At 67.0% G+C, this 23,732-nt stretch carries 26 protein-coding genes and 4 pseudogenes; 23 read left to right on the plus strand and 7 right to left on the minus strand.

Annotation, left to right across the window (positions count from 1 at the left end; all coding sequences use genetic code 11):
* The 4 genes from Q0925_RS09430 to rpiA all read left to right on the plus strand — a co-directional run.
* Positions 1-1,128: MutS-related protein (locus tag Q0925_RS09430; RefSeq protein ID WP_414652105.1), on the plus strand; the 1,128-nt coding region annotated here is incomplete at its 5' end.
* A 237-nt stretch (positions 1,129-1,365) separates the two neighbouring features.
* Positions 1,366-2,490 carry an ORC1-type DNA replication protein gene (locus tag Q0925_RS09435; RefSeq protein ID WP_299334637.1) on the plus strand — a complete coding sequence of 375 codons (1,125 nt, stop codon included), beginning with the start codon at positions 1,366-1,368 and terminating at the stop codon, positions 2,488-2,490.
* A gap of 54 nt (positions 2,491-2,544) precedes the next feature.
* Positions 2,545-3,900, plus strand: a complete 1,356-nt coding sequence (locus tag Q0925_RS09440; RefSeq protein WP_299334640.1) for a PQQ-binding-like beta-propeller repeat protein — start codon at positions 2,545-2,547, stop codon at positions 3,898-3,900.
* A 55-nt stretch (positions 3,901-3,955) separates the two neighbouring features.
* Entirely contained in the window at positions 3,956-4,657 is a 702-nt protein-coding gene (gene rpiA / locus Q0925_RS09445; RefSeq protein ID WP_299334643.1) for a ribose-5-phosphate isomerase RpiA, read from the plus strand.
* Between the two features lie 57 nt (positions 4,658-4,714).
* Here rpiA and Q0925_RS09450 read toward each other — a convergent pair whose 3' ends face one another.
* Positions 4,715-4,882: a DUF1931 domain-containing protein gene (locus Q0925_RS09450; RefSeq protein ID WP_299334646.1), complete on the minus strand. Its 168-nt coding sequence runs from the start codon at positions 4,880-4,882 to the stop codon at positions 4,715-4,717.
* A 151-nt stretch (positions 4,883-5,033) separates the two neighbouring features.
* On the opposite strand from Q0925_RS09450, the gene larB reads away from it, so the two are divergent.
* From larB to Q0925_RS09470, 5 genes are all read left to right on the plus strand, one after another.
* Positions 5,034-5,792 carry a nickel pincer cofactor biosynthesis protein LarB gene (gene larB / locus Q0925_RS09455; protein ID WP_299334648.1) on the plus strand — a complete coding sequence of 253 codons (759 nt, stop codon included), beginning with the start codon at positions 5,034-5,036 and terminating at the stop codon, positions 5,790-5,792.
* Positions 5,793-5,935: 143 nt separating this feature from the next.
* On the plus strand, positions 5,936-6,085 hold the full coding sequence (locus tag Q0925_RS12490; protein ID WP_422653628.1) for a DUF7563 family protein: 150 nt from the start codon (positions 5,936-5,938) through the stop codon (positions 6,083-6,085).
* Positions 6,086-6,188: 103 nt separating this feature from the next.
* Positions 6,189-6,437, plus strand: a complete 249-nt coding sequence (locus Q0925_RS09460) for a GIY-YIG nuclease family protein (protein ID WP_299334651.1) — start codon at positions 6,189-6,191, stop codon at positions 6,435-6,437.
* A gap of 34 nt (positions 6,438-6,471) precedes the next feature.
* Positions 6,472-7,839 (plus strand): phosphoglucomutase/phosphomannomutase family protein, encoded by a 1,368-nt coding sequence (locus Q0925_RS09465; protein ID WP_299334654.1) that lies wholly within the window; start codon positions 6,472-6,474, stop codon positions 7,837-7,839.
* Between the two features lie 107 nt (positions 7,840-7,946).
* Complete coding sequence (locus tag Q0925_RS09470; protein ID WP_299334657.1) at positions 7,947-8,639, plus strand: DUF7546 family protein; 693 nt, start codon at positions 7,947-7,949, stop codon at positions 8,637-8,639.
* Here Q0925_RS09470 and Q0925_RS12430 read toward each other — a convergent pair.
* Together Q0925_RS12430 and samp2 are read right to left on the minus strand one after the other, a co-directional pair.
* Positions 8,636-8,959: a GNAT family N-acetyltransferase gene (locus Q0925_RS12430; protein WP_299334812.1), complete on the minus strand. Its 324-nt coding sequence runs from the start codon at positions 8,957-8,959 to the stop codon at positions 8,636-8,638. The genes Q0925_RS09470 and Q0925_RS12430 overlap by 4 nt on opposite strands.
* Before the next feature lie 75 nt (positions 8,960-9,034).
* A pseudogene (gene samp2 / locus Q0925_RS12435) lies at positions 9,035-9,235 on the minus strand (ubiquitin-like small modifier protein SAMP2); the annotation flags it as partial.
* On the opposite strand from samp2, the gene Q0925_RS12440 reads away from it, so the two are divergent.
* The gene (locus tag Q0925_RS12440; protein WP_299334658.1) at positions 9,234-9,434 is read left to right on the plus strand and encodes a hypothetical protein; all 201 of its coding nucleotides are present in this window, start codon (positions 9,234-9,236) and stop codon (positions 9,432-9,434) included. The pseudogene samp2 and the gene Q0925_RS12440 overlap by 2 nt on opposite strands.
* Positions 9,435-9,794: 360 nt before the next feature.
* Here the strand turns inward: Q0925_RS12440 and Q0925_RS09490 are convergent, their stop codons facing one another.
* Positions 9,795-10,223, minus strand: coding sequence for a hypothetical protein (locus Q0925_RS09490; protein WP_299334659.1), 429 nt, complete (start codon positions 10,221-10,223; stop codon positions 9,795-9,797).
* Between the two features lie 93 nt (positions 10,224-10,316).
* Between Q0925_RS09490 and Q0925_RS09495 the strand changes: the two are divergent.
* The 11 genes and pseudogenes from Q0925_RS09495 to Q0925_RS09540 all read left to right on the plus strand — a co-directional run.
* Positions 10,317-10,676: pseudogene (locus Q0925_RS09495) on the plus strand (AAA family ATPase); the annotation flags it as partial.
* Positions 10,677-10,727: 51 nt separating this feature from the next.
* Positions 10,728-11,978, plus strand: a pseudogene (locus tag Q0925_RS09500) (NUMOD3 domain-containing DNA-binding protein); the annotation flags it as partial.
* 3 nt (positions 11,979-11,981) lie between these two features.
* Positions 11,982-12,593, plus strand: a pseudogene (locus tag Q0925_RS12340) (replication factor C small subunit); the annotation flags it as partial.
* 87 nt (positions 12,594-12,680) lie between these two features.
* Complete coding sequence (gene alaS / locus Q0925_RS09505) at positions 12,681-15,449, plus strand: alanine--tRNA ligase (RefSeq protein WP_299334660.1); 2,769 nt, start codon at positions 12,681-12,683, stop codon at positions 15,447-15,449.
* Positions 15,450-15,533: 84 nt separating this feature from the next.
* The gene (locus Q0925_RS09510; protein WP_299334661.1) at positions 15,534-15,785 is read left to right on the plus strand and encodes a hypothetical protein; all 252 of its coding nucleotides are present in this window, start codon (positions 15,534-15,536) and stop codon (positions 15,783-15,785) included.
* 38 nt (positions 15,786-15,823) lie between these two features.
* Complete coding sequence (locus Q0925_RS09515; protein WP_299334662.1) at positions 15,824-16,612, plus strand: alpha/beta fold hydrolase; 789 nt, start codon at positions 15,824-15,826, stop codon at positions 16,610-16,612.
* 35 nt (positions 16,613-16,647) lie between these two features.
* Complete coding sequence (locus Q0925_RS09520) at positions 16,648-17,349, plus strand: type 1 glutamine amidotransferase (protein ID WP_299334663.1); 702 nt, start codon at positions 16,648-16,650, stop codon at positions 17,347-17,349.
* Positions 17,350-17,403: 54 nt separating this feature from the next.
* Positions 17,404-18,186, plus strand: coding sequence for an HVO_0234 family beta-propeller protein (locus tag Q0925_RS09525; RefSeq protein ID WP_299334664.1), 783 nt, complete (start codon positions 17,404-17,406; stop codon positions 18,184-18,186).
* Positions 18,187-18,231: 45 nt separating this feature from the next.
* Positions 18,232-19,086: a ribose-phosphate diphosphokinase gene (gene prs, locus Q0925_RS09530; RefSeq protein WP_299334665.1), complete on the plus strand. Its 855-nt coding sequence runs from the start codon at positions 18,232-18,234 to the stop codon at positions 19,084-19,086.
* Positions 19,076-19,750 carry a uracil-DNA glycosylase gene (locus Q0925_RS09535; RefSeq protein WP_299334666.1) on the plus strand — a complete coding sequence of 225 codons (675 nt, stop codon included), beginning with the start codon at positions 19,076-19,078 and terminating at the stop codon, positions 19,748-19,750. The genes prs and Q0925_RS09535 overlap by 11 nt, the downstream gene beginning before the upstream one ends.
* Positions 19,751-19,805: 55 nt before the next feature.
* Complete coding sequence (locus Q0925_RS09540; RefSeq protein WP_299334667.1) at positions 19,806-20,225, plus strand: HIT family protein; 420 nt, start codon at positions 19,806-19,808, stop codon at positions 20,223-20,225.
* Between the two features lie 36 nt (positions 20,226-20,261).
* Here Q0925_RS09540 and Q0925_RS09545 read toward each other — a convergent pair whose 3' ends face one another.
* The 3 genes from Q0925_RS09545 to Q0925_RS09555 all read right to left on the minus strand — a co-directional run bounded on the left by Q0925_RS09545 (position 20,262) and on the right by Q0925_RS09555 (position 21,971).
* The gene (locus Q0925_RS09545) at positions 20,262-20,567 is read right to left on the minus strand and encodes a HalOD1 output domain-containing protein (RefSeq protein WP_299334668.1); all 306 of its coding nucleotides are present in this window, start codon (positions 20,565-20,567) and stop codon (positions 20,262-20,264) included.
* A 66-nt stretch (positions 20,568-20,633) separates the two neighbouring features.
* Positions 20,634-21,389 (minus strand): hypothetical protein, encoded by a 756-nt coding sequence (locus Q0925_RS09550; RefSeq protein WP_299334670.1) that lies wholly within the window; start codon positions 21,387-21,389, stop codon positions 20,634-20,636.
* A gap of 6 nt (positions 21,390-21,395) precedes the next feature.
* A complete protein-coding gene (locus Q0925_RS09555; RefSeq protein ID WP_299334672.1) occupies positions 21,396-21,971 on the minus strand; it encodes a DUF7344 domain-containing protein in 576 nt (191 codons plus the stop codon).
* 306 nt (positions 21,972-22,277) lie between these two features.
* Here Q0925_RS09555 and Q0925_RS09560 point away from each other — a divergent pair, with 306 nt between their 5' ends.
* Both Q0925_RS09560 and Q0925_RS09565 read left to right on the plus strand, forming a co-directional pair.
* A complete protein-coding gene (locus Q0925_RS09560; protein WP_299334674.1) occupies positions 22,278-23,072 on the plus strand; it encodes a hypothetical protein in 795 nt (264 codons plus the stop codon).
* A gap of 39 nt (positions 23,073-23,111) precedes the next feature.
* The gene (locus Q0925_RS09565; protein ID WP_299334676.1) at positions 23,112-23,708 is read left to right on the plus strand and encodes a hypothetical protein; all 597 of its coding nucleotides are present in this window, start codon (positions 23,112-23,114) and stop codon (positions 23,706-23,708) included.
* Positions 23,709-23,732: the final 24 nt, after the last annotated feature.

A 23,732-nucleotide genomic window follows, 5' to 3' on the forward strand; every position in this document is an offset into this window, starting at 1 on the left:
GCCGCCGTCGGGACCGCCGAATCCGCCGCCAACGACCATCTCCGGACCGCGATCCGCGAACGGGACGTGACCATCGAGGGGACGGACTTTCTCTCGCTGGTCGAACAGGGCGCACGCGTCGACGCCCTTCTCTCCCGGGAACTCGCCGACGAGTTCGACCGCGCGGTCCAGAAGGCCCGCGAGCGCCTCGTCGACGCCCTCGCGCTCGACGACGAGGCCGACATAGCCGAACGCGTCTTCGGGGGGGAGCCGACCTTTCCGCTGGAACACGACGAAAGCGCCGTCTCCTGGCTCCGGACGGAACTGACGGCCGCACGCGACCGCCGGGCCGCTCGTCTCAAAACCGAACTGGCCGACGACCTCCGGGCGCTACGCGAGCCCGCCGATCGGCTGGTTCGAAACGCACTCGAACACGACGTGGAACTCGCGGTCGCCCGGTTCGCGGCCGACTTCGACTGCACCCTCCCCGAAATCGACGCCGACCTCTCCGGTGTCGCCGTCGAGGGCGGGTGCTCGCCGTTGCTCGACGTGGCCTTCGAGAACGTCGCCCCGGTCGATTACTCGGTGTCTGGCGTGACGCTTCTCTCCGGCGTCAACAGCGGCGGAAAGACGTCGACACTCGACCTTCTGGCGTTGGTGACGGTTCTTGCACACATGGGGTTTCCCGTCCCGGCCAACGCCGCGCGGGTCGAACGCGTCGACGAACTCCACTACTACGCAAAGAGTCAGGGGACACTGGACGCCGGCGCGTTCGAGGCGACGCTGCGGGATTTTGCCGATCTCGCCGATGGCACCGATTCTCGTCTCGTCCTCGTCGACGAACTGGAAAGCATCACCGAACCGGGCGCGAGCGCGAAGATCATCGCCGGCATCCTCGAATCGCTTGACTGCGGCGACATCACCGCGGTTTTCGTCTCCCATCTCGCCGCCGAAATCCGGGACGCGGCCGGCATCAGGGTGGCCGTCGACGGTATCGAGGCCGTTGGCCTCGTCGACGGCGAACTCCGGGTGAACCGCTCGCCGGTCACTGACCACCTCGCGCGCTCGACACCCGAACTCATCGTCGAGAAACTGGCCGAGAACACCGACCGCGACGACTTTTATACGCGCCTCTTGAAGAAGTTCTGAGGCGGTGGCGACCACACGTCGCGGGACCGTACCTGTGGCCCGACCCGTTAGCAGTACGTTTCGCCCGTTCGGCCCGTTCGAGAACGTGGCCGGGGCGTGTCGTCGACCGACGACGGTGGCGGTCGCGACGCCGCCGGGCGGATCGCACCCGGCGTCGCCGACGCCCCCGAGCTGTCACGCGCGGCCGTCCCCGCACCGCGACAACGGTTAAGTACTCACGCAAGCGAAATGTCGGTGATGACAGAGGACCCTGATGAGGGGATGCTGTCGTGGGACGAGTCGGTCTTTCGGGACGAACACGTCTTCGAAATCGACTACATCCCCGAGACGTTCGACCACCGCGAGTCACAACTGGAGAGCCTGAAGTACGCCCTCCGGCCGGCGGTTCGCGGCTCTCGCCCCCTCAACACGATGGTCCGGGGGCCGCCGGGGACCGGCAAGACCACCGCGGTCCTGAAACTGTTCGGCGAACTCTCCGGACAGCCGGGCGTCCGGACCGTTCGGGTGAACTGCCAACTTGACTCGACACGCTATGCCGTCTTTTCGCGTATCTTCGAGAACGTCTTCGACTACGAACCGCCATCCTCGGGCATCTCGTTCAAGAAACTGTTCGGCCAGGTCACTGACCGCCTCGTCGACGACGACGAGGTGTTGGTGGTCGCACTCGACGACGTGAACTACCTGTTCTACGAGAACGAGGCTTCAGATACGCTCTACTCGCTTCTACGCGCCCACGAGGGGTCCGCAGGCGTCCGGATCGGCGTCATCGTCGTCTCCTCGGACCTCGGTCTGACCATGCTTGATGAACTCGACGGCCGCGTTCAGAGCGTCTTCCGGCCGGAGGAAACGTACTTTCCGGTCTACGACGCCGACGAGATCGTCGACATCCTGCAAGAGCGGATCGACCGCGGCTTCCACGACGGCGTGATCGGACCGCAGGAACTCGACCGGGTGGCCGGACTCACCGCGGAGAGCGGCGACCTTCGGGTCGGGATCGATCTCCTGCGGCGTGCGGGCCTCAACGCAGAGATGCGCGCCAGCAAGACCATCGGCGCCGAGGACGTAGAGACGGCATACGACAAATCGAAGTACGTCCACCTCTCGCGGTGCTTGCGCGAACTCTCCGACTCCGAACGGGCGCTGGTCGAGACAATCGCGGAACACGACGGTCAGCAGGCCGGGGCGGTGTACGAGGCGTTCCACGAGACGACACAGCTCGGCTATACGCGCTACACCGAAATTGTCAACAAACTCGACCAGTTGGGCGTTATCGAGGCCGACTACGCCGACGTCGAGGGTCGGGGACGCTCGCGGTCGCTGACGCTTTCCTACGACGCAGACGCGGTGCTCGACCGGCTGTGACCGCTCGCGGGGGCGGAACACATTTACCGACGGGCTTCCGCATGAAACCATAGCATGCCGCGTGATACGTTTACACGCCGCGGGTGGCTCGCCGCCGTCGCCGCCGGATTGACGGCGGGGTGTGGCGGCCGCTCGACGTCGACGTCGACGTCGACTCCGACATCGGCATCGACATCGACGTCGACCCCGACGGCGGCGGCGGCCGACGAGGTGACGGCCGAGGCGAGCGAGTCGTTCGAACGCGGTCCGGGCAACTGCGCGCTCAACTCGACATCCATCGCCGACGGGACGTGGCCGATGCCCCACCACGATCCTGCGGGCACGAACGCGGCCCCCGCGAGCAACGGGCCTACGTCGTTCCCGCTCAACGAGCGTTGGACGATGTCGGCGCTCGAATCGCAGGTCACGTTTCCGGTCGCCGACGGGGCGTACGTTTACGCCGTCGCGGCAAACGCCGACGCGGAGGGCGTCCCGAAGTCGGCCGTTCTCTGTCACGACCCCCGCCGGAACGGCGAGATTCAGTGGCGGCACAAGGTCGACGCCACACCGATCGGGCCGCCGGTCGTGGCCGGTGACGGGGTGTACGTTCCGTTCGGGACCCGTGAAGACGCCCGCGTGGTCGCCGTCGACCGCAACGACGGCAGTTTGCTCACCGAGTACGGCCTTCCCGGCCGGTTCGTGGGTGGGCTGGCGACGGCGGGCGCGAGTCTGGTGGTGCCGACCGACCAGTCCTACCGCGTCGTCGACGCCCGTACGGCCGGCCACTGCTGGTCGTTCACCCCAAACGACGTCAGCGGGGCGACACGCCGCGACCGGAAGATCAGGGCGGCCGCGGTGGGTGGAGAGATGGCCTACGTCGGGACCGGCTACCCCGACGGCGCGCCGACGACCGACGCCGGCCACCTGTACGCGGTCGATCCGTCGGTCAGCGGCGTCCAGTGGCACGCCGAGATGGACGGCCCGGTCGGCCGCCTCGCCGTCGCCGATGAGGTCGTTCTCGCGACGACCGGAGACGGCATCTCGGGGTTCGACCCCGCGGACGGCACGCGGCTCTGGCAGGTCGTGGCCGACGCCGCCGTCCGCCCGCCCACGCTCGCGGTGGCCGACGGCACCGCGGTGTACGGCACCCGACGGACGCTCCACGGTCTCGACACCGCGACCGGCGAGGAGCGGTGGTCCCTTTCTTTCGGTGTCCGGGGCGACGTGATCCTCGTCGGCGACGTTCTCTTTGCCATCGGTCGGGCCGACCCGACGACCCAACGCATCCTGCTGGTGGCGGTCGATGCGGCGTCCGGTGGGGTCCGGTGGCAACAGGAGATTTACGACCCTATCGTCGACGTGATGGCCGCCGACGGTTATCTCTACGCCACCACGACCGACGGCCGTCTGTTCGCGTTCACGAGCATCTGAGCGTAGCCCGCCACCCACCGGGCCGTTTTTGCCCGATGCCCGTCCACCCGTGTGTATGAAAACGCCAGGTGGGTCGGACGCGGCGAAGCGTCGCGCGGGTGAACACGCCGCCGACCTCGCCGCCGACGGAATGACCGTCGGCCTCGGGACGGGCAGCACCGCCGCATACGCGATCCGCGCGCTTGGCCGGGCGGTTGCGGCCGGTCTCAACGTCGAAGGCGTGGCCACCTCGTACGCTTCCCGCGAGTTGGCCCGCGAGGTCGGGGTGCCACTCGCCGCCCTCGATTCCGTCGACCGGGTCGACCTCGCCATCGACGGGGCCGATCAGGTGAACGACGACCTCGCCCTGATCAAGGGTGGCGGCGCGGCCCACGCCCGCGAGAAGGTTGTCGCCGCCGCCGCGGAGCGGTTCGTCGTCGTCGTCGACCCCTCGAAGGAGCGGCCGACACTCGATCGGCCCGTTCCGGTCGAGGTGTTGCCCGACGCCCGAGCGACCGTCCGCCGGGCCATCCGCGACTTGGGCGGAACACCGACACCTCGCGATGCGGCCCGCAAGGACGGTCCCGTCGTGACCGACAACGGCAATCTCGTTCTCGACTGTGATTTTGGTGTTATCTCCGACCCCGACCCGCTGGCCGCCGATCTCTCCGCCGTTCCGGGTGTCGTCGAACACGGACTGTTCGTCGGCCTCACCGACGAGGTTCACGTCGGCCGCGCCGACGGCGTGACCGTTCGGACGACGGCGGGACGTGACTGACAGACGGCGTCGCTCAGTGGCTGAAACAGCTGAAACAGCGGAAAAACGGAGGCCGGATTACAGATCGCGCGGCTGCACGGTCTTCCGGTCGTTCTGTTCTGCACGACGCGAGGCGTCCTCGAGGAGTTCCTCTACCTCGTCGTCGAGGGCATTGTAGAAGTCCGAAGAGACGTTCTTATTCTGGAGCGCTTCCTTGACGGCTGCTTTAACGATGAGGTCTGCCATACGACCTACACAAGCCGACCCCTATTAATAAGATTTCCCAAATCCGCCGCGCATACGGCCACAAATGCCGTTCTGCCGCCCTCCGGTGCAGATATATAAATACTGTGGCCCGAACCGACACCTACGAGTGTCTCACCGGTCCACGACCGATATGCGCGACGTACTCGACGCGGTGGCGAGTGGCGAACTCTCACCGGCCGAGGCGGAGGCTCGCCTCGCCGGTTACGCGACAACGGATGCGGGACGGTTCGACGCCGCCCGCGAGCGCAGACGAGGGATCCCCGAGGCGGTGCTCGCGGACGGCAAAACGCCGGCCGAGGTGGCCTCGATGGCCGAGGTGGCCCTCGAAACGACCGGACGGGCCGTGATCACCCGCGCCACCGCCGACCACGTCGCGGCCGTTACCGACGACCTGCCGGTGGACGCGACGGTCCATCGCGACGACCGCGCCCGGACGCTCGTCGTCCGAGCGCCGGCGTTCGATCCCCCGGTTCTCGACGCGACCGTGGCCGTCGTCACCGCGGGCACCTCCGACGCGGCGGCGGCGGGTGAAGCGGCCGTTCTCGCCCGCACCATCGGCGCGACGGTCAACCGGGTTGACGACGTCGGCGTCGCTCACTTGGGCCGGATCGTCGACAATCTCGACGCGATCCGGGCGGCCGACGTGGCCATCGTCGCCGCCGGGCGGGAAGGGGCACTCCCCACCGTCGTCGCCGGCCTCGTCGACACGCCGGTGATCGGTCTGCCGGTGTCGACGGGCTATGGCTTCGGCGGAAACGGCGAGGCGGCTCTTAGTGGAACACTCCAGTCATGCACCGTGCTTTCGACCGTCAACATCGACGCCGGCTTCACCGCCGGCGCACAGGCGGGGCTGATCGCTCGCGCGGTCGACGCCGCTCGTGACGATTGAGCCGGTTGGCAACGCATATCCACAGTTACGACTCCTTTTGTCGATATAACTGGACATTTGTTTGTCCGTCGCGTGCGCGCGCGGCAGGCATTTACGGGTGTGGGATAAACAATGGGTACCGGCGGACGGTAGCCGGCACAATCATGGCACGCTGCGATCACTGTGGGTCACACGTCTCGGAACGCTTCGCACGGGTGTTCGCCGACGCAAACGGGCGCATCCTCGCTTGCCCCAGTTGTTCGGCCAACGCTGGCATCGCGGAGGCCTCGAGACAACGCACCCCGAACGCCTAACGGTTGTAACGCCCTTTGACCACCACACCAAGCCACCTTCGGAACGCGGGACGCGGGCGCCGACACGCGGACCACTATGTGCGGCCGGGCCGACGGTCCGACGATGCATTACGTCTACGTAATCGAGTGTTCTGACGGCACCTACTACACGGGGTACACGACCGACGTGGAGCGACGCGTCGCCGAACACGACGCCGGCGAGGGGGCAAAGTACACCCGCGGACGAACGCCCGTCGAACTCGTCCACGCCGAGTCACACGACACGCGGTCGGCGGCGATGTCCCGCGAACACGAGATCAAGTCCTTCTCCCGGCGGGCAAAGGAGCGACTGATCGAGAACAACGACGCGTGAGCACCTTTTTGCCCCTCGCCCGGGACCGGGTCGTATGGACGCCATCTCCTTCGGGACGGACGGGTGGCGCGCCCGTCTCGACGTTTTTACCGACGAGCGTGTGCGGATGGTCGGCCAAGCCGTCGCGGACTACCTCGCCGAGGAGGGAGTCGACGCCCCCGTCGCCGTCGGCTACGACGCCCGTGTGACCTCCGAGGGGTTCGCCGAGTCGCTCGGGGACGTTCTCGCGGGCAACGGATTCGACGTGTGGTTGTCCGACCGCGACTGCCCGACCCCCGTGGTCGCGTGGGGAGTCGTCGATTGCGACCTCGCGGGGGCGTTGATGATCACCGCCTCTCACAACCCGCCCGAGTACAACGGGGTGAAGTTCATCCCCGGCAACGGCGCACCGGCGCTCCCCGCCGTGACCGACGCCATCGAGGCCCGCCTCGCCGACCCGTCGACCGACGGTCCTCAGGGGTCGGTAACACGCGTCGACTTCGTTGCCGCTCACGCCGACCAGGCCCGAGACGCGATCGATCCCGACTGTGCGGGGCTGACCGTCGTCTACGACGCGATGCACGGGAGCGGCCGGGACGTTACCGACGCCCTTCTCGAATCCGCCGGCGCGACGGTGTTCCGGCGTCGCTGTGAGCGGGACGCCTCCTTCGGAGGTGGGTCGCCGGAGCCGAGCGCGGAGCGTCTCGCCGGCCTCGTCGACGCCGTCGGTGCTCACGACGCCGATCTGGGGGTCGCAAACGACGGCGACGCGGACCGCCTCGCCGTCGTCACGCCCGACCGCGGCGTTCTCGACGAGAACCTCTTTTTTGCGGCCGTCTACGATGCGTTGCTCGAATCGGACGCCGGTCCCGCCGTCCGGTCGGTCTCCACCACGTTTCTGATCGACCGGGTCGCAGACGCCCACGGGGAGGAGGTGATCGAGACGCCGGTCGGATTCAAGTGGATCGCCGAGGCGATGGTCGAGGCCGACGCCCTGATCGGCGGCGAGGAGTCCGGCGGCTTCAGCCTCCGCGGCCACGTCCCCGAGAAAGACGGCGTGGTGATGGCGTTGCTCGCCGCCGACATGACGGCGGCCGAGCCGCTGGATCGGCGCGTCGACCGCCTACTCGACGCCCACGGTGCCATCGTCGCGGACAAGGTAAGCGTCGACTGCCCCGACGACCGGAAAACGGCGGTCGTCGACGGTCTCGGCGACGTTCTCCCCGCGTCGATCGCCGGCCGCGCGGTCGACGACGTGATCACCCTCGACGGGTTCAAACTCCTGTTGTCGGACGGCTCGTGGCTCCTCATCCGGCCGAGCGGGACGGAGCCGAAAATGCGCGTCTACGCCGAGGCTCGGAGCCGCGAGCGGGTCGACGCGTTGCTTGACGAGGGTCGAGACCTGGTCGCCGGGCTGGTCTGACGGTTCTTTGTTCCGGGTTCCGCCGCCGAAGTCGACATTCCCATATTCCTCCACCCCTCACTCTTGGACATGCGTGTGACCGACTGGGACCGACGGGAGGCGTGGCCGTGAGCAATGCGCTTGGTCCCCTGTCACGGCTTCGCCGCCTCGTGTCCGCGGATCTGGCCGCCATTCGGTGGTGGTGTCTCGTCGTCGCGGCCGAGGTCGCCGTCGCGACGGCCTACATCGACCTCGCGGGACTGACCATCACCCAGCCCCGGTACGTGGTTTACCCGTTCGTTTGGATCAACGTCGGCGTCTGGGCGGTTCTCCGGACGCAGACGCCGCGTGTCGACCGCCGGCAATGGGGTATCGCGACCGCGGTGGCCGTCGGCTACCTCCTCGTGCTTCTGTGGGCCGGTGGGGTGCTTCTCGTTGGACTCCTCGAACCGCTCCCCGGCGGGGCGGCGGCGTCGGTCTACTGGGACATCCCGGGGCGAGGCCCCATCGTCGTCTACGGGACGCCCCACCTCAGGCTCTCACTCATCCCGTTCAAGCTCGTCGGGTATCTCACCCTGGCGTATCTCGTTTACGCCAGACTGCTCGATGCGACGCGGGTGGCGCTCTCCGGTGCGCTGGGATTGTTTTCGTGTGTCGGCTGTGCCTTCTCGATCCTCCTGCCCCTGCTCGGCGCGACGACGCTGTTCGGGTCGACGCTCACCGGCTTCGCGTGGGACCTCTCGACGCTCGTGTTCGTGTTCACCGTCGCGCTCCTCTACTGGGCCGACGCGGTCGGTGCCGCCGTCTCGCGCCGCCGCTAGCGTTCTCCACGAAGACGGCCGTCAGCCGGTTCGGTCTCGGTGATCTCGAACCCGAGCGACTCGTAAAACCGGCACACGTCGGGGTCGAACTCGGCGACGAGGCGGTCGCGGCGCTCGGCCGCCGCCGACACGAGGGCGGTCCCAACCCCGCGGTCGCGCCACCGGCGACGCGTCGCCACCGCGGTGATGCGGTCGCCGTCGCAAACGAGTGCGCCGACGACGTTCTCCCCGACGGTCGCCACCCGGACGCCACCGGCCTCGATGCGTTTCCGGACCGTCGCCGCGTCGGCTTCGAGCGCCGCGCCGTCGACGACCCGCATCACGTCGAGGTGGTCCTCGGCGGTGGCCGGGCGCACCCGGACGCGGTCGTCGACGACGCCGGGGTCGGGTCGCGCGCCACCCTTGAGGAGACGGAGAACGCGGACCCGGTCGGCGTCGATCGTCCCGTTCTCGGGGACGGGCGTGCCGTCGACGAGAACGGCCGCCTCGTGGGACGTGAACGAAAGCGCCGCCAGCAGGTCGCCGTACGTCGCGTCGTCGTCGAGACACAGCTCCCGCTCACCCTCGCCGACCACCTCGACGCGAACCGTCGGCATGGCTCGACCGAGGGGCGCGGCGGTCCTGAACCTTCGGATTCGGGCCACCCCTGCGGTGCCAGTCATCGTTCCGGTGGGGCCGTTTCCGGTCGGCGGCGATTCCGTTCTCCCACGCATCGGGGAAGCCGGGCACCCGGCGCCCTACGACGGGGAAACCGCCATCCGAGTCGCGGTGAACGCGAGGCGGCTGACGGCGTGACAGACGACCGGAACCGCCTCACTGCCCCCGACGGCATCGCGCAACGGCGCCCGGACGCACCGAGCCTGACCTCTGATCCACCTCCCGCTCGGTGCCGTCGCCGCGAACGCGCTCGGCGATCTCCCCGCTGCCCTCGCCGGACCGACCGACTGCCGAACACCGGTGGGTGTAGCGACGGCGACACCGACATCGAGTTCGGTGCCACAGAGCGTTGTCGGGGGTCGGTTCACCCCTCTCCACGGGTTCCCGTCTCGCTGACAACGGGCAGCGGGAGTGCGTACACCCGGCCGTGCGGGGCCATACGGGCTGGGGCCAGACTCGACGGTCCGCTACCTGTGTCACACCTCGGTGCTGGTCGTGCTATCCGCGTCCGGCGTACGCTAACACAAGCACGCCGCCGATTAGGAGTGTGTCCACGACCGGATCGGGGACCGACGTGCCGTCGCCCACAACACCGAGCGAGACGAGTGCCACCGCAACGACGACCGACCGTGGCCGGTCGGCCAGTCGACCGATCAAGGCCCGCCCCGACCAGTACGCCGCCACCGCCGCCGATGCAACGGCGACACCGGCCGGCCGATTTCCATCGGGATTCTCCGCGGGGCCGAACCGCTCGAACTCGTCGTTGTCGACGGTCAGGATCACGCCCGTGTTGCGTCGGCGTCCGTCGGCGTCCCCGACCCGAAGCAGCGTCACGCCATCCTCGCGTGTCCCGACGACGCGGTAGATTCCGTCCGGGTGGTCGGGTTCGCCTGACGACACGTGATCGAAAACCGAGGGCGACGCCATTGTCGATTGTACGCATTCGGGGATAATAACCGATCGGTCGCCGACGCTCCCCGTCTCGGGGAGTTTATGTGCCGACCGGCCTCTCGATACGGTATGAGCGAGGCCGACGGGTCGGGACCGGGCCGGGAAATCTGGATCGAGAAGTACCGCCCGAAGACCCTCGACGACGTGAACGGACAGACCGACATCGTTGACCGTCTGTCGAGTTACATCGAACGGGACGACCTGCCCCATCTCTTGTTTTCAGGCCCGGCAGGCATCGGTAAAACAACCTGCGCCACGGCTATCGCCCGCGAGGTGTACGGCGACGACTGGCGGGGGAACTTTCTCGAACTCAACGCCTCGGACCAGCGCGGGATCGACGTGGTGCGCGACCGGATCAAGAACTTCGCGCGTTCGTCGTTTGGTGGGTTCGATTATCGCATCATCTTTCTCGACGAGGCTGACTCGTTGTGCGTGCCGCCGGGGACCGAAGTGGTCACTGGGCATCCGTCGAAGCCCGAAGTGAAGCCGATAGAGGAGGTGAGCGACGAGGGGGAACCGATCCCGTCGGTCGACTTCGAGACGAACGAGATACAGTCCGACAGCGGGAAACTCGTCGACTCGGGCGTCGCGGACTTCTTCGAGATCGAACTGGCTGATGGCCGGACGGTTCTGGCGAGTCTGAGCCACCCGTTCTTCGTCGTCTACGAGGACGGGCGACTCGTCGAGAAAGAGTTACGCGAACTGTCTCCGGGGGACAAAATCGCGGATTTCAAAGACGACATCGGTGTGTCGCGGTGCGAGAGCTGTGGTGCTTGGACTGCAGGGCGGTTCTGCTCTGTCGACTGCAAGGACGAAGGACACAGTCGGGATATGAGCGGCGAACGGAACCCGATGTACGGGACCACGTGGTCGGATGAACGACGCCAGAAGATCGTTGAGAAACTCTCTGACGGTCGATTTGCGGGCGAGAACAACCCGAATTACGGTGGCTCGTTTCACGGAACCCACGTCTGGGAGATGGACGACGAGACGGTGGAACGAGTCCGCGAAACGATAAGTGAGATGCGATCCGGAACGCCGTGGGAGGAGTGGGTAGTCGATGCCGACCCTGAACGCGTAAAGGAGGAAATCGGGATGGCTTCCGCCGAGTGGTGGGCGAGTCTCGCTGATGAAGAAAAAGCGGCGATCATCGAAAAGAGCGTCGAGAACTGCGATTATCCGGTTCGTGATATCAGCGGCGACGACAACCCCATGCGCGACCCCGAAGTCGCGCAAAAAGTCTCCGAGGCATTACAGGGACACGAGCCAACGGGTGGTAACGTCAGACACAGCGACGAACTCGGTCACCTCGTCCGATCCGATTGGGAGTACGAGGTCGGAAAGGCGTTGCAGGATGCGAATATCGACTATGAGTACGAGCCGACGTTCGAACTGTCCGACTCGGTGTACCATCCCGACTTCTTGCTCGACGATACCGTAATCGAGGTCAAAGGGGTCGCCGCACTGTGGGGACAGACCGAGAAGGTAGAGGAGTTCCTCGAAACCTACGGCGACGAATACACGTTCATCGTCGTCGGCGATGAGGAGCTTCCTCATCACGAACACTATCACCGGTCGGAGTTCGATCCAACAGTGCTCTCCGATGGCGGCCTCGGAGCGGTCGAAACCGTCGAAATCAGCCACATCGAACACAACCACCGAGGAAAGGCCTACAATATCAGCATGGATGGGACGCCGAACTTCATGCTCGCGAACGGGATTTTGACCCACAACACCTCGGACGCCCAGTCAGCCCTCCGCCGAACCATGGAGCAGTTCGCCGACAACACCCGCTTCATTCTCTCGTGTAACTACTCCAGTCGGATCATCGACCCGATCCAGTCCCGGTGTGCGGTCTTTCGCTTCTCGCCGCTTCCGGACGACGCCGTCGCGGCACAGGTCCGCGAGATCGCCGCGGCCGAGGGAATCGACCTGACCGACGACGGTCTCGACGCCTTGGTGTACGCCGCCAGCGGGGACATGCGCCGCGCGATCAACACGCTTCAGGCGGCGGCGACGACCGGCGAGACCGTCGACGACGAGGCCGTTTACACCGTCACCTCGACGGTCCGGCCGGAGAAGATCGAGTCGATGATCGAGGCGGCCATCGACGGCGACTTTCCACGGGCACGGTCGACGTTGGAAACGCTTCTCGTGGATTCGGGGATGGCGGGTGGCGACGTGATCGACCAACTCCACCGGTCGGCGTGGGAGTTCGACCTCGACGACCGGCGAACGGTCCGCCTGATGGAGCGGTTGGGCGAGGCCGACTACCGCATCACTGAGGGGGCAAACGAGCAGGTGCAGTTGGAGGCGATGCTGGCGTCGCTTGCGCTTGAGGACTGAACTCCTCCCCGCCGCAGTCCGGTCCTTTTGACCCGAGATGGCCGTTCCCGGAACTGTTTTATTCGGAGCCGGGAGAAGAAGGTGGTAATGAGCGAACTCGAAGAGGCCTACCGCCTCGAGTACTTCGAGGAGGAGGGATTCACCCGACAGGAGTGTTGCTCGTGTGGCGTCCACTTTTGGGCCCGGGTGGAGCGTGACACCTGCGGCGAACCACCCTGTGACGACTACGATTTCATCGGGAACCCCGGCTTCGACGAGTCGTACACGCTGGAGGAGACGCGCGAGGCCTTTCTCTCCTTTTTCGAGAACAACGACCACGAGCGTATCGACCCCTACCCCGTTGCGGCGAACCGGTGGCGCGACGACGTTCTCCTGACGCAGGCGTCTATCTACGACTTCCAGCCGTTGGTCACGTCCGGCGAGACGCCGCCGCCGGCGAATCCGCTCACCATCTCTCAGCCCTGCATCCGGATGCAGGATATCGACAACGTCGGCAAGACGGGCCGTCACACCATGGCCTTCGAGATGATGGCCCACCACGCGTTCAACACTCGCGATGACGCCCCCGACGACTACGCCTACGAGGGCGAGGTGTACTGGAAAGACGAGACCGTCGAGTACTGCGACCGCTTTTTCCAACACATGGGGGTCGACCTCGAGGACATCACCTACATCGAGGATCCGTGGGTCGGGGGCGGAAACGCCGGCCCGGCCTTCGAGGTGATCTACCGGGGACTGGAACTCGCCACGCTCGTTTTCATGTCGATGGAACAGGACCCCGACGGCGAGTACGAGATGAAAGACGGCAACCGTTACAGCCGCATGGACACATACGTCGTCGACACCGGGTACGGACTGGAACGGTGGACGTGGATGAGTCAGGGGACACCGACCGTCTACGAGGCCATCTACCCCGATATGATCGACTTTCTCACCGATCGTGCGGGCATCGACCACTCCGAGGACGACCGGGCGCTGGTCCAGGAGGCCGCCCGCCTGTCGGGCTATCTCGACGTCGACGAGATCGACGACCTCGCCACAGCCCGGGCGGAGGTCGCCGACGAACTCGGTGTCGACGCCGCCGAACTCACCGCCCTTCTCGAACCCCTCGAGGACGTTTACGCCATCGCCGACCACTGTCGGACGCTCGCGTACATGTTCGGCGACGGCATCGTCCCGTCGAACGTCGGGACGGGGTATCTCGCCCGGATGGTGCTCCGTCGAACCAAACGCCTCGTCGACGGCCTCGGCATCGACGCTCCACTCGACGAACTCGTCGACATGCAGGTCGACCGCCTCGGCTACACCAACCGCGACACGGTCCGGGATATCGTGCGCACCGAGGAACGAAAGTACCGCGAGACACTCGACCGCGGCTCCCGAAAGGTCGAGACCATCGCCGAGGAGTACGCCGACCGCGGCGAACCGATCCCCCAGGAAACCCTGATCGAACTCTACGACTCCCACGGCATCCAGCCGGATATGGTCGCGGATATCGCCGCCGACCACGGCGCGGCCGTCGACGTCCCCGCCGACTTTTACCGACTGGTCGCCGCCCGTCACGGCGAGGACGGCGACGACGAGACGGCTGCCGGCCGCGACGGCCGCCTGGTCGACCTCCCCGAGACCGACCGCCTGTTCTACGACGAACAGGACAGAACCGAGTTCGAGGCGGTCGTTCTCGACGTGTTCGAACGGGAGGAGGGGTACGACGTGGTCCTCGACCAGACGATGTTCTACCCCGAAGGTGGCGGCCAACCGGCGGACACCGGTGTTCTCTCGACCGACGAGACGACCGTCGAGGTGACCGACGTCCAGAGTCACAACGGGGTGGTGTTCCACCGGACGGACGGCACCCCCGGCAAAGGCGAGTTCGTCCGCGGCCGGATCGACGCCGAACGGCGGTTCAGCCTGATGCGCCACCACACCGCGACCCACGTGATCGGCCACGCCGCCCGGCAGGTACTCGGCGATCACGTCCGGCAGGCCGGCGCACAGAAAGGCACCGACGGGGCCCGCCTTGACGTGCGTCACTTCCGGCGTCTCTCCCGTGAAGAGGTCACGGAGATCGAACGCGTCGCAAACGAGATCGTGACCGAGAACCGGCCGGTGACCCAGGAGTGGCCCGACCGCCACGAGGCCGAGGCCGAACACGGGTTCGACCTGTATCAGGGGGGTGTTCCCCCGGGACAGACGATCCGACTCATCCACGTCGACGACGACGTGCAGGCGTGTGCCGGCACGCACGTCGCCCGGACGGGCGACATCGGTGCGATCAAAATCGTCGACACCGAACCGATCCAGGACGGCGTCGAGCGCATCAGCTTCGCGGCGGGCGACGCCGCCATCAGGGCGACCCAGCGAACCGAGAACGCCCTCTACGAGGCCGCGGACGTTCTCGACGTTTCTCCGGAGGACGTGCCGGAGACGGCCGAGCGGTTCTTCGAGGAGTGGAAGGCCCGCGGCAAGGAGATCGACCGCCTGACGGAGGAACTCGCGGAGGCACGCGCCGCCGCGACCGACACCAAGGGTGTTGATGTCGGCGGCGTCGACGCCGTGATCCGGCGGCTGGACGCCGACGCGGACGAACTCCGCGCCACCGCCAACGCCGTCGTCGACGAGGGGTCGGTGGCCGTTCTCGGGAGCGCACAGGGCGGGAGCGCACAGTTCGTCGTCGGCGTTCCGGACGGCGTCGACATCAACGCGGGTGACGTCGTTGGCCGACTCGCGGGGCAGGCCGGCGGCGGCGGCGGCGGCCCGCCGGACTTCGCACAGGGTGGTGGCCCCGACGTCGACGCTCTGGACGACGCTCTCGAGGACGCCCCGGACGTGCTTCGGGCGGTACAGAACGCCTGAGCCGGGCCGAAGCTTCATATTCGGTCCCGCGGCCACACCCGCCGTGACTTCCTCGCCGCGGCTCCCGTCGTCCCGGCCTTTGTGGTGTCGGCGTTCAGCCTTCCCGTCGTCCCGGCCTTTGTGGTGTCGGCGTTCAGCCTCCTTCTCGCGGGTGCGATGGCGCTCCGTGCGCGTCCGACCGTCGCCGTGCCGTCGCCCGACACGACACCGGCGGCGCTTCTCACCGGGCCGTCGCCCGTCCCGCCGTCGGTCGTGTTGACCGGCGGCGCCGGCCTCGGACTCCTCCTTACGGTCGCCGTGATCGGGCCGGCGCTTCTGACCGCCCGCACGGCGTGAGCAATGCTACTAACCGCTGGGGGGCCGTAGCCCCGCCCATGCCGACCGCATCGAACGACTCGGCGTCGATCCACTACGCCGTCAACGGCGACCCCGACCGGGAGACGGTGTTGTGTCTCGGCGATGTGGGCTACGGCGCGTGGCAGTGGGGCTGGCAACACGCCGGTCTGACGGGTCCCTTCGAGACGGTGGTGATGGACCTACGGGGTGCGGGACGGTCCGACGCCCCGCCCGGTCCCTACACGGTCGAGGATTTCGTCGCCGACGCGAGGGCCGTTCTCGCCGACCACGGAGCGCGGCGAAGCCACGTCGTCGGCGCGGGAGTGGGTGGACTGGTCGCGCTCGAACTCGCCCGGTCGTCGTCGCGCCCGGCGTCGCTGGCGCTTTTGGGGACCGCCGCGACCGGCGACGGCGTCTCGCTCGATCCGTTGTTCGGGTCGCCGGCCGATCCCGACGAACTGGTGTCGTCGCTGTCGGCGGCATTTTCCTCGGGGTTTCTCGACACCCATCCCGAGGTCATCGACCGGATCGTCGATTGGCGCGCCGACGAGGACGCCACCCGCAAGGCGTGGGAAGCACAGGCCGCCGCGGTCGGGTCGTTCGACGTCTCGGACCGGTTGTACGAGGTGACCCTTCCGACGCTCGTCGTTCACGGCCGCGACGACGCCGTCTGGCCGGTCGACCGCGGCCGGCGACTCGCAGACGGGCTCCCCCGAGGCGAGTTCGTCGGCCTCGACGCGGGGCATCTCGTTGGCGTCGAGCGCTCCCGCGAGGTGAACGACCGTCTCGTCGGCTTTTTTCAGAGCGCCGGACACGAGCGGGCGTAAGCGACTACCGCCTCGCGCGTCAGAACATACATACGATGAGCCGACCCCGGATCGTTCTCCTCGACGCCTCACACGGCGCCGACCACACCCGTCGGAACTTCCGTCGGGAACTGGACGCCGCCCTCACCGAGTTCGACGCGTCGGCCGGCGAACTGCCGCGCGAGTTCGCCTACGACGCCGCCGTCGTGACCGGATCGAAGTCCTCGGTCTACTGGGACGAGCCGTGGATCGACGGTCTCACCGACTGGATCGGGCGGGCGGCAGACCGCATGCCGATTCTCGGTGTCTGTTACGGCCACCAAGCCCTCGCGGCGGCACTCGGCGGCCGCGTCGAGGCGATGAACGACCTCGAACTCGGGTATCGGGAGATCAACCGGTCGGGCGAGGATCCACTGCTTTCGGGGCTCGACTCCCCTTTCGTCGCCTTCGAGACACACTCCGACCGGGTGGTCGAGTTGCCGCCGGATGCGACGCTTCTCGCCGAGAACGACCGCGGCGTGCAGGCATTCCGCCGCGGCGACTGCTGGGGTGTGCAGTTCCACCCCGAGTACGACCGGTCGAGCGCCGAGACGGTCACGCGGGGCAAAGACCTCCCACAGGAGCGCATCGACTCCGTCGTCGCCGATATCACCGCCGACAACTACGCCGCCGCCTGCCGGACCAAGCGTCTCTTCGACAACTTCGTCGCATACGTCCGCGAGCGGACGGCAACGGCGACGGAGCGGTCGGAGGCCTGACCCGCCCGCCCGGATCTACCAATCGTTTTGAGGCCCCGCCTCGGAGATAACGGCATGGGTCACACGATCGACGAGAAGCGTGTCTACGCCGACCGAACGGGGGCGGAAACGGTGCTGGTCGCGTCCGAACAGGGCGTCGTCGTTACGTCGCTGTCGGCCGACCGCGTCGGCGAGTTCCGCATCGATCACCGGACGGCCGCCCGCGACGTGGCCGCGACCGGTGACCGTCGCGCCGTCGCCACCGACCAGGACGTTCTCGCCGGTGGCTACGAACCGACGGGGTTCGGTCCGGCGGCCGCGGTCGGATTCGACGGCACCGATCTGCTCGCGGCCGGGCCGGACGGTCGGGTGGCCCGCCTCGACGACGAGGACGAGTGGACGACGCTCGGCCACGTCGAGACACCCCGTACCGTCCACGGCGGGATGGTCGGGGCCGCCGACGGCGTCTGGATGGTCGACGATGGCTTACGGAACGTCGGTCTCGACGGCGTCCGTGGTGTCCACGGCAACGGAATGCCGCTTGCGGCCACCGGCGACGGTCTCTACCGCCTCGGCAACGGGTGGATGACCGAACGCGACGGCGCGTTCGGTGTGGTGAGCGTTGACGCGGCCGACGACCGCGCCCACGCCGTCGGCGCTGACGGGACGTTCGTCCGCGAGTCGGTCGGCGAGTGGACGGCGGTCGAGACGCCCGCCGATCCGGTCGACGTGGCCTACACCGACGAGGCCACGGTCGCCGTGACCGAAGGGGGGGCGTTGCTCGCCGACGCCGGTGAGGGGTGGCGGACACGCGAACTGGGGGTCAGCGGCGTCGCGGCGCTCGCGGTCCGTGGCTGACTGTGGACGGAAACGGTTTTCGGGGCGGCAGTCAATCCACTCCACATGATCGTCCCCGGTTCGAACTCGCAGGCGCTCGGGGCGGCGCTGGCCGCCGAGACGGGCCGCTCGCTCGCCGACGTACGGTACGAGCGGTTTCCCGACGGCGAACGCATGGCGTCGACGCCCGGCATCGACTCCGCCGTCCACCGGGCGGTGGTCGTCGCCTCAACGACGGCAGATACCGCCTACGTCGAACTTCTCCAACTGCAAGACGCCGCCCGCGAGGCCGGAGCAGACGAACTGGTGACCGTCCTGCCGTATATGCGGTACGGGCGACAGGAGCACGCGTTCGAACACGGCCAACCCGTCTCGGCCCGCGCCGTCGCCCGCGCAGTCTCGACCGGCACGGACCGGGTCGTTCTCGTCAACCCACACGAGGCGTCGGTGACCGACTTTTTCGATGTCCCCTGTGCGGTCGTCGACGCCGCCCCCCGACTCGCCGCCCCGCTTCCCGCCAACCTCACCGATCCGCTTTTTCTCTCGCCCGACGCGGGCGCCGTTGCGCTTGCCGAATCGGCCCGGGACGCCTACGGCCGGGGTGGCGTGGACTTTTTTCAGAAGGTCCGCCACTCCGGTACCGAGGTGGAGATCACGCCGGGCGACGCCGACGTGTCGGGCCGAGACGTGATCGTCGTTGACGACATCGTCGCCACGGGGACGACGATGAGTGAGTCGGTCGGGCTTCTGACCGACCGTGGTGCCGACGGGGTGTACGTCACCTGTGTCCACCCGCTGCTCGCCCGGAACGCGCGGACGAAACTCGAACGCGCCGGCGTATCGGCCATCTACGGCACCGACACCATCGAGCGCGAGGTGACCGCAACCTCGGTCGCTCCGACCGTCGCCGATGCCCTGTGAGACATCCGTGGTCTCGCCCGACTCACCCGATCCGCCCGACTCCGACGACGCCCTCGTTCTCGCACCCGACTGCCGGCGCTGTCCCGCACTCGTGGACGCACGCGACCGGATCGCGTGGGGGAATGGACCGCGGGACGCGGCGGTTCTCGTCGTGGGTGAGGCCCCCGCCACGGGTGACCCCGACGCAGTCGACTGGCCGGGAGGCAACCGTTCGGGGCTGGCGTACACCTCGCTCCACTCGGGGCGGCGGATCCGCTCGCTGCTTGCGGCCGTCGGCCTCGACGGCGACGCCTTCTACACGAACGCGGTGAAGTGTCACCCTGCCGACGGCGATGGATCGAACCGGGAGCCGACGGACGCGGAGCGGTCGAACTGCCGGACACACCTCCGGACGGAGGTCGAAACAATCGATCCCACGGTCGTTCTCGCGACCGGCAAACACGCGACCACCACCCTACGTGCCGTCGAGAACCGGACGCTCGATGGATTCATCGACCACGTGCTCTCACCGGTCGACTGCCCGACCATGGGAACGACGCTCGTCCCACTCCTGCACCCCTCCTACGCCGACGTGTGGCGGTCGCGACTCGGTCACGACCGGGCGTCCTATCGGGAGGCGCTGGCGGCGACGCTCCGCGAGTGCGGGGTCGCCCTCGACGACTGATCGAGTACTCGCCGCCTCCGGGACGCTTTTGAGACGGGACAACGATCAAACACGTATGTCAGACTGCATCTTCTGTGACATCGTCGACGGAGACATCCCCAGTCACACGGTCCACGAGAACGAGACGGTGATGGCCTTTCTCGACGCCAACCCCCTCGCCCGGGGGCATACGCTCGTTATCCCGAAGGCCCATCACGAGCGGGTGAACGACCTGCCTGCGGATCTCGCGACGGATATCTTCGCGGCCGTCCACGACCTGACCGGCCGGATCGAACGCGCTGTCGACGCCGACGCGACGACCATCGCGTTCAACAACGGTCCCGCCGCCGGACAGGAAGTTCCCCACGTTCACGCCCACATCGTCCCCCGGTCCGAGGCCGACGGCGGGCGACCGATCCACGCCCTGATCGAGGACCGACCCGACGTGGCCGACGACGAACTCGCCGACGTGGCAGCGACCATCGGCTCCACCTGACCGCTCGCGGCCGCGGACGCCCGGAAACACCGGGAATCACTCCACCGGCTGGACCCGTACCGCCCCGTCGGAATCGGCGAAAACGAGGGATCCCTCGATCCGAAAGAAAACCTTCAGTTCCGGCGTGTACCACGACCGGTTGAGCAACAGGCCGTTGAGCGCGTCCAGATCGACGTGTTCGTGCAGTGGCCCCACATCGGCCACCTCGTCGTCCGTCCGACCGGCCAACGTTTCCGTGATTGCGGTGAGAGGTGTGATGTCGTCCCACTCGAATTCGGCGTACGTGACGTCACTCGGTGACAGTGGTGGCTGTGTCACCGACGTGTCCGGGTCGTCGCTCATCGGTTTTTCACCTGCCGTTCCCGTTCCCGTTGTGTGATCTCTCCTGCCGCGTTTCGCGCGTCCGATCTACTCATCCGTCCGTTCGAACGTTCCAGCGGTGTGGTTGTATTCGAACCTCCCGATGCTCACGGCCCCCGACTCGACATCGCCACAGGTGTGGCCCGCTCTGTCGAGTGGCCGTCCTTCGCCCTCTTTGAACTTGCTGGCCGAGGTGTCATCGAGATGGTACTCCGTCCCGTCGGAGCCGTAGAGAACGCTCGTGATCCCTTGTCCGTCCAAAGAGACCCCGGTCGGAGCAGTCGTCCCGTCGGCGCCGACGGCCGACACGCTCGCCGCCGCCGCGTTGTGGTCCCCACACAGCGTAACAAACTCGATCCCCGTCCGCTGGCAGGACACCGGCACCCGCCGGATAAATCCGACGGCGGTGTCGCTACCGGTGGCGCGGACCACGAGATCGACCCACTCTGAGCCGCCATCGGCAGTCCCCGCCGGCGCGAGTCGCACGCGGACGGTCCCCGCCTCTCCCGCCCGGATCGGTGCCGTCGAACCGGTGTCGTCGACCCGGACGCCGTTGCTCGTGTTCCGTGTTGTTACGTCAACCTCATTCAGATCGACCGCCGGAAATCGGTTGTGCACCGTAAGTGCCGTCCCCGAGCCACAGGTGAGGCCGCCGTGTGTGGTCACGCCGAGGTGTGACTCTCCACCCCCCACGGTCACCGGAGCGGTTCGATCGAACCCCGCCGCGGTGAAGCCGCCGGTCCCGGTGGCTACCAGAACGAGCAGACAGACTGTGCCGAGCAGCACTATCCGTGCGCTTGCCACGACTGGTCACTCCTGTCTGTGGGGTATGTCGCCGGCACCGAGATGCATCTCGTACCGGTTACTGTACAGGTATACTATCGACGAGACGAGCGACGCGACGGAGCTGATCCCCGCCCACTCCAAGTCCGTGAACATCGTGAACGGGTATATATGCAGCCACGCCGCGAGAATGGCCGCCACCAGCGTCCCGGACAACAACACGAAGTACGTCGCCCACGGGACCTCGTCCCCCGAGACGGTCTCCAGATAGACATCGAGTTCTTCTCCCTCCTCGGTGAGTGTGATGTCACCGGTTCGGTTGTCGAACTCTACGATGTCTGCGGCGTCCATCTTCGGCAGGTGGAACTGACGGAGCGCCGTGTGGACGTTCTTTCGCTCGTCGTAGTTGATCCGCTCGGGCGCTGTCTCGAGTTCCGCCGCCGCGACGTGTGTCGATATCTCCGAGATGTCAACCGGTCCGCGCTCGTCCTGCCGGTGCAGGTAGTCGAAGACGAGGCGCTGTCGCTGGTTGCTGAACACCTCGAATACGTCGTCTTTCGATAATGCCTGTGCGTCTCCCTCTATGCCGGTACCGCTTATCATGCGCCCTGTGTCAGTGCCGCTTGCCATGCATCCCCGTGTCACATCGTAAGGCCGGGGATACCGTTGTTATGATGGTTTATCGGTCTGATAATTAGGCCGTTACTACTCCCGAAAAAACCTCGTACCCGAAACCGACCAGCCGGTAAGATCCGCTTTCACCTCCCGAAACGGGTTGTTACCGGCCGAGAATACGGCCGCTTGGCACCTCGCAGACGCCTCTTTTTCCGATCCCCCATCGCCTGTATAACAATACCCCCTTGGCCCCCTGTATGAGGTGCGCCCGTGATACACGGGCGGTGACAACCAATGGACCGGAGAAAGTTCTTGGTCGGACTCGGATCGCTCGCCGCCGGCGGGGCGGCTGCATCAGGCACCGGCGCGTTCACGGCCGCGACGATGTCGCGGTCCGCGAACGTGGCGGTGGTCAACGACAGCAACGCGCTCGTCGCGATGGAACCCGGCGGCGCTCGCGGTCTCGGTGATCGGGTGAGCCTTGACGGCAACGGCGAACTCGCGATCGACATCGTGGGCAGCGGCAGTGGTGCCGGTGTCAACGACCAGTCGAAGTACCAGCTCGGCGCGATGAACGACGACGCACAGGGCGACGCCGTCGCCTTCGAGAGTATTTTTGACAGCGACACCAACCCGGCGGCGGCTGGCAGCGGCGAACCGTTCGTCGTCACGGGTAGTGGAGGAGTGGACCAGTCGGCGTTCGTTATCAGCAACAACAGCGGTCAGACCATCGATCTGGAGGTCGGGTTGGAACTCAACCGGAACACCGAACCCGGAACCGCAAGCGTTTTTCTGCAAGGAAAGGCGACGGCGATCAGCGCCGACCGCGGCACCACAGGCACCAACGATCCCAGCCAACTCGATGGAGCGACGGACACGACACAACTCACGCTGAGCGACAATCCGTCCGCACAGCAGGCTCTGAGCTTCAACAACGGAAACGACCCCGACGAGGCCATTCCGGCCGGGGAGCAGGTGTACGTCTCGTTCCAGGTCGACGCCACCGAGGCCGACACCTCGGGCGAGGCCCCCCTCCCGGGCAGCCTCGTGGTCAACGCCAACGAGGCCGCCGACCCCGGAACGGAGTAACCCCCCACTCCCCTACCCGTGAACCGGCGTCGATTCCTGTTGGGAACGAGCCTCGCGCTGTCCGGGAGCGCAGCCGCAAGCGGCGTCGGCGCGTTCACCGCGTCGACCATGGCCCGGTCGGCCGAAATCAGTGTCGTTGACGACACCGACGGCCTGATCGGCCTGGTGCCGAACCCGGATCTCTCGACGGTCGGGCTCTCCGACGGCGAGTTGCAGTTCGATCCCGACATCAACGTCGACTCGATCTACCAGTTCGGCGCGTTCGTGGAGGGTGGCACCGATCCGACGCCCGGCACGTTCGATCTGGTCACCGCGCCCGCGCCGAGCGACCGCTCGGGCGACTCAAGCCTTCGGTCGGCGTTCGCCATCGCCAACAACACCGCGAACACAAAGCAACTCGACTGCGAGGTGGGGTTTAGGAGGGGCGATGACGCCGACACGCGGGTGTTTTTCCAGTTCCACGACGACGGCTCGCAGACGGGGAGCCTGCTTACCGCCAACGGTGGCGGCCGCACGCTCGAGTACACCCTTTCCCCCGGCGATCACGTCGGCGTCTCGTTTCTCGCGAACGCACTGGGTGTCAGCGAACCCGAAAACGTCTCGGTGACGCTTTCGATCAGCGCGAACGCGACCTGATCGCTTCTCACAAAACATTTATTA

Origin of the sequence: Haloplanus sp., from assembly GCF_028275055.1 — an archaeon.
Lineage (GTDB): Archaea > Halobacteriota > Halobacteria > Halobacteriales > Haloferacaceae > Haloplanus.

Bases quoted from the DNA above. Each gene is read 5' to 3' on its own strand.
- Q0925_RS09435 (WP_299334637.1), top strand. From the start codon at position 1,366: ATGACAGAGGACCCTGATGAGGGGATGCTGTCGTGGGACGAGTCGGTC.
- Q0925_RS09515 (WP_299334662.1), top strand. From the start codon at position 15,824: ATGCCGACCGCATCGAACGACTCGGCGTCGATCCACTACGCCGTCAAC.
- Q0925_RS09525 (WP_299334664.1), top strand. From the start codon at position 17,404: ATGGGTCACACGATCGACGAGAAGCGTGTCTACGCCGACCGAACGGGG.
- Q0925_RS09535 (WP_299334666.1), top strand. From the start codon at position 19,076: ATGCCCTGTGAGACATCCGTGGTCTCGCCCGACTCACCCGATCCGCCC.
- Q0925_RS12430 (WP_299334812.1), bottom strand. From the start codon at position 8,959: ATGCGGGTCGTCGACGGCGCGGCGCTCGAAGCCGACGCGGCGACGGTC.
- Q0925_RS09520 (WP_299334663.1), top strand. From the start codon at position 16,648: ATGAGCCGACCCCGGATCGTTCTCCTCGACGCCTCACACGGCGCCGAC.
- alaS (WP_299334660.1), top strand. From the start codon at position 12,681: ATGAGCGAACTCGAAGAGGCCTACCGCCTCGAGTACTTCGAGGAGGAG.
- Q0925_RS09460 (WP_299334651.1), top strand. From the start codon at position 6,189: ATGCATTACGTCTACGTAATCGAGTGTTCTGACGGCACCTACTACACG.
- Q0925_RS09560 (WP_299334674.1), top strand. From the start codon at position 22,278: ATGGACCGGAGAAAGTTCTTGGTCGGACTCGGATCGCTCGCCGCCGGC.
- Q0925_RS09545 (WP_299334668.1), bottom strand. From the start codon at position 20,567: ATGAGCGACGACCCGGACACGTCGGTGACACAGCCACCACTGTCACCG.
- larB (WP_299334648.1), top strand. From the start codon at position 5,034: ATGCGCGACGTACTCGACGCGGTGGCGAGTGGCGAACTCTCACCGGCC.
- Q0925_RS09440 (WP_299334640.1), top strand. From the start codon at position 2,545: ATGCCGCGTGATACGTTTACACGCCGCGGGTGGCTCGCCGCCGTCGCC.
- prs (WP_299334665.1), top strand. From the start codon at position 18,232: ATGATCGTCCCCGGTTCGAACTCGCAGGCGCTCGGGGCGGCGCTGGCC.
- Q0925_RS09450 (WP_299334646.1), bottom strand. From the start codon at position 4,882: ATGGCAGACCTCATCGTTAAAGCAGCCGTCAAGGAAGCGCTCCAGAAT.
- Q0925_RS12490 (WP_422653628.1), top strand. From the start codon at position 5,936: ATGGCACGCTGCGATCACTGTGGGTCACACGTCTCGGAACGCTTCGCA.
- Q0925_RS12440 (WP_299334658.1), top strand. From the start codon at position 9,234: ATGGCTCGACCGAGGGGCGCGGCGGTCCTGAACCTTCGGATTCGGGCC.
- Q0925_RS09555 (WP_299334672.1), bottom strand. From the start codon at position 21,971: ATGATAAGCGGTACCGGCATAGAGGGAGACGCACAGGCATTATCGAAA.
- Q0925_RS09490 (WP_299334659.1), bottom strand. From the start codon at position 10,223: ATGGCGTCGCCCTCGGTTTTCGATCACGTGTCGTCAGGCGAACCCGAC.
- Q0925_RS09465 (WP_299334654.1), top strand. From the start codon at position 6,472: ATGGACGCCATCTCCTTCGGGACGGACGGGTGGCGCGCCCGTCTCGAC.
- rpiA (WP_299334643.1), top strand. From the start codon at position 3,956: ATGAAAACGCCAGGTGGGTCGGACGCGGCGAAGCGTCGCGCGGGTGAA.
- Q0925_RS09540 (WP_299334667.1), top strand. From the start codon at position 19,806: ATGTCAGACTGCATCTTCTGTGACATCGTCGACGGAGACATCCCCAGT.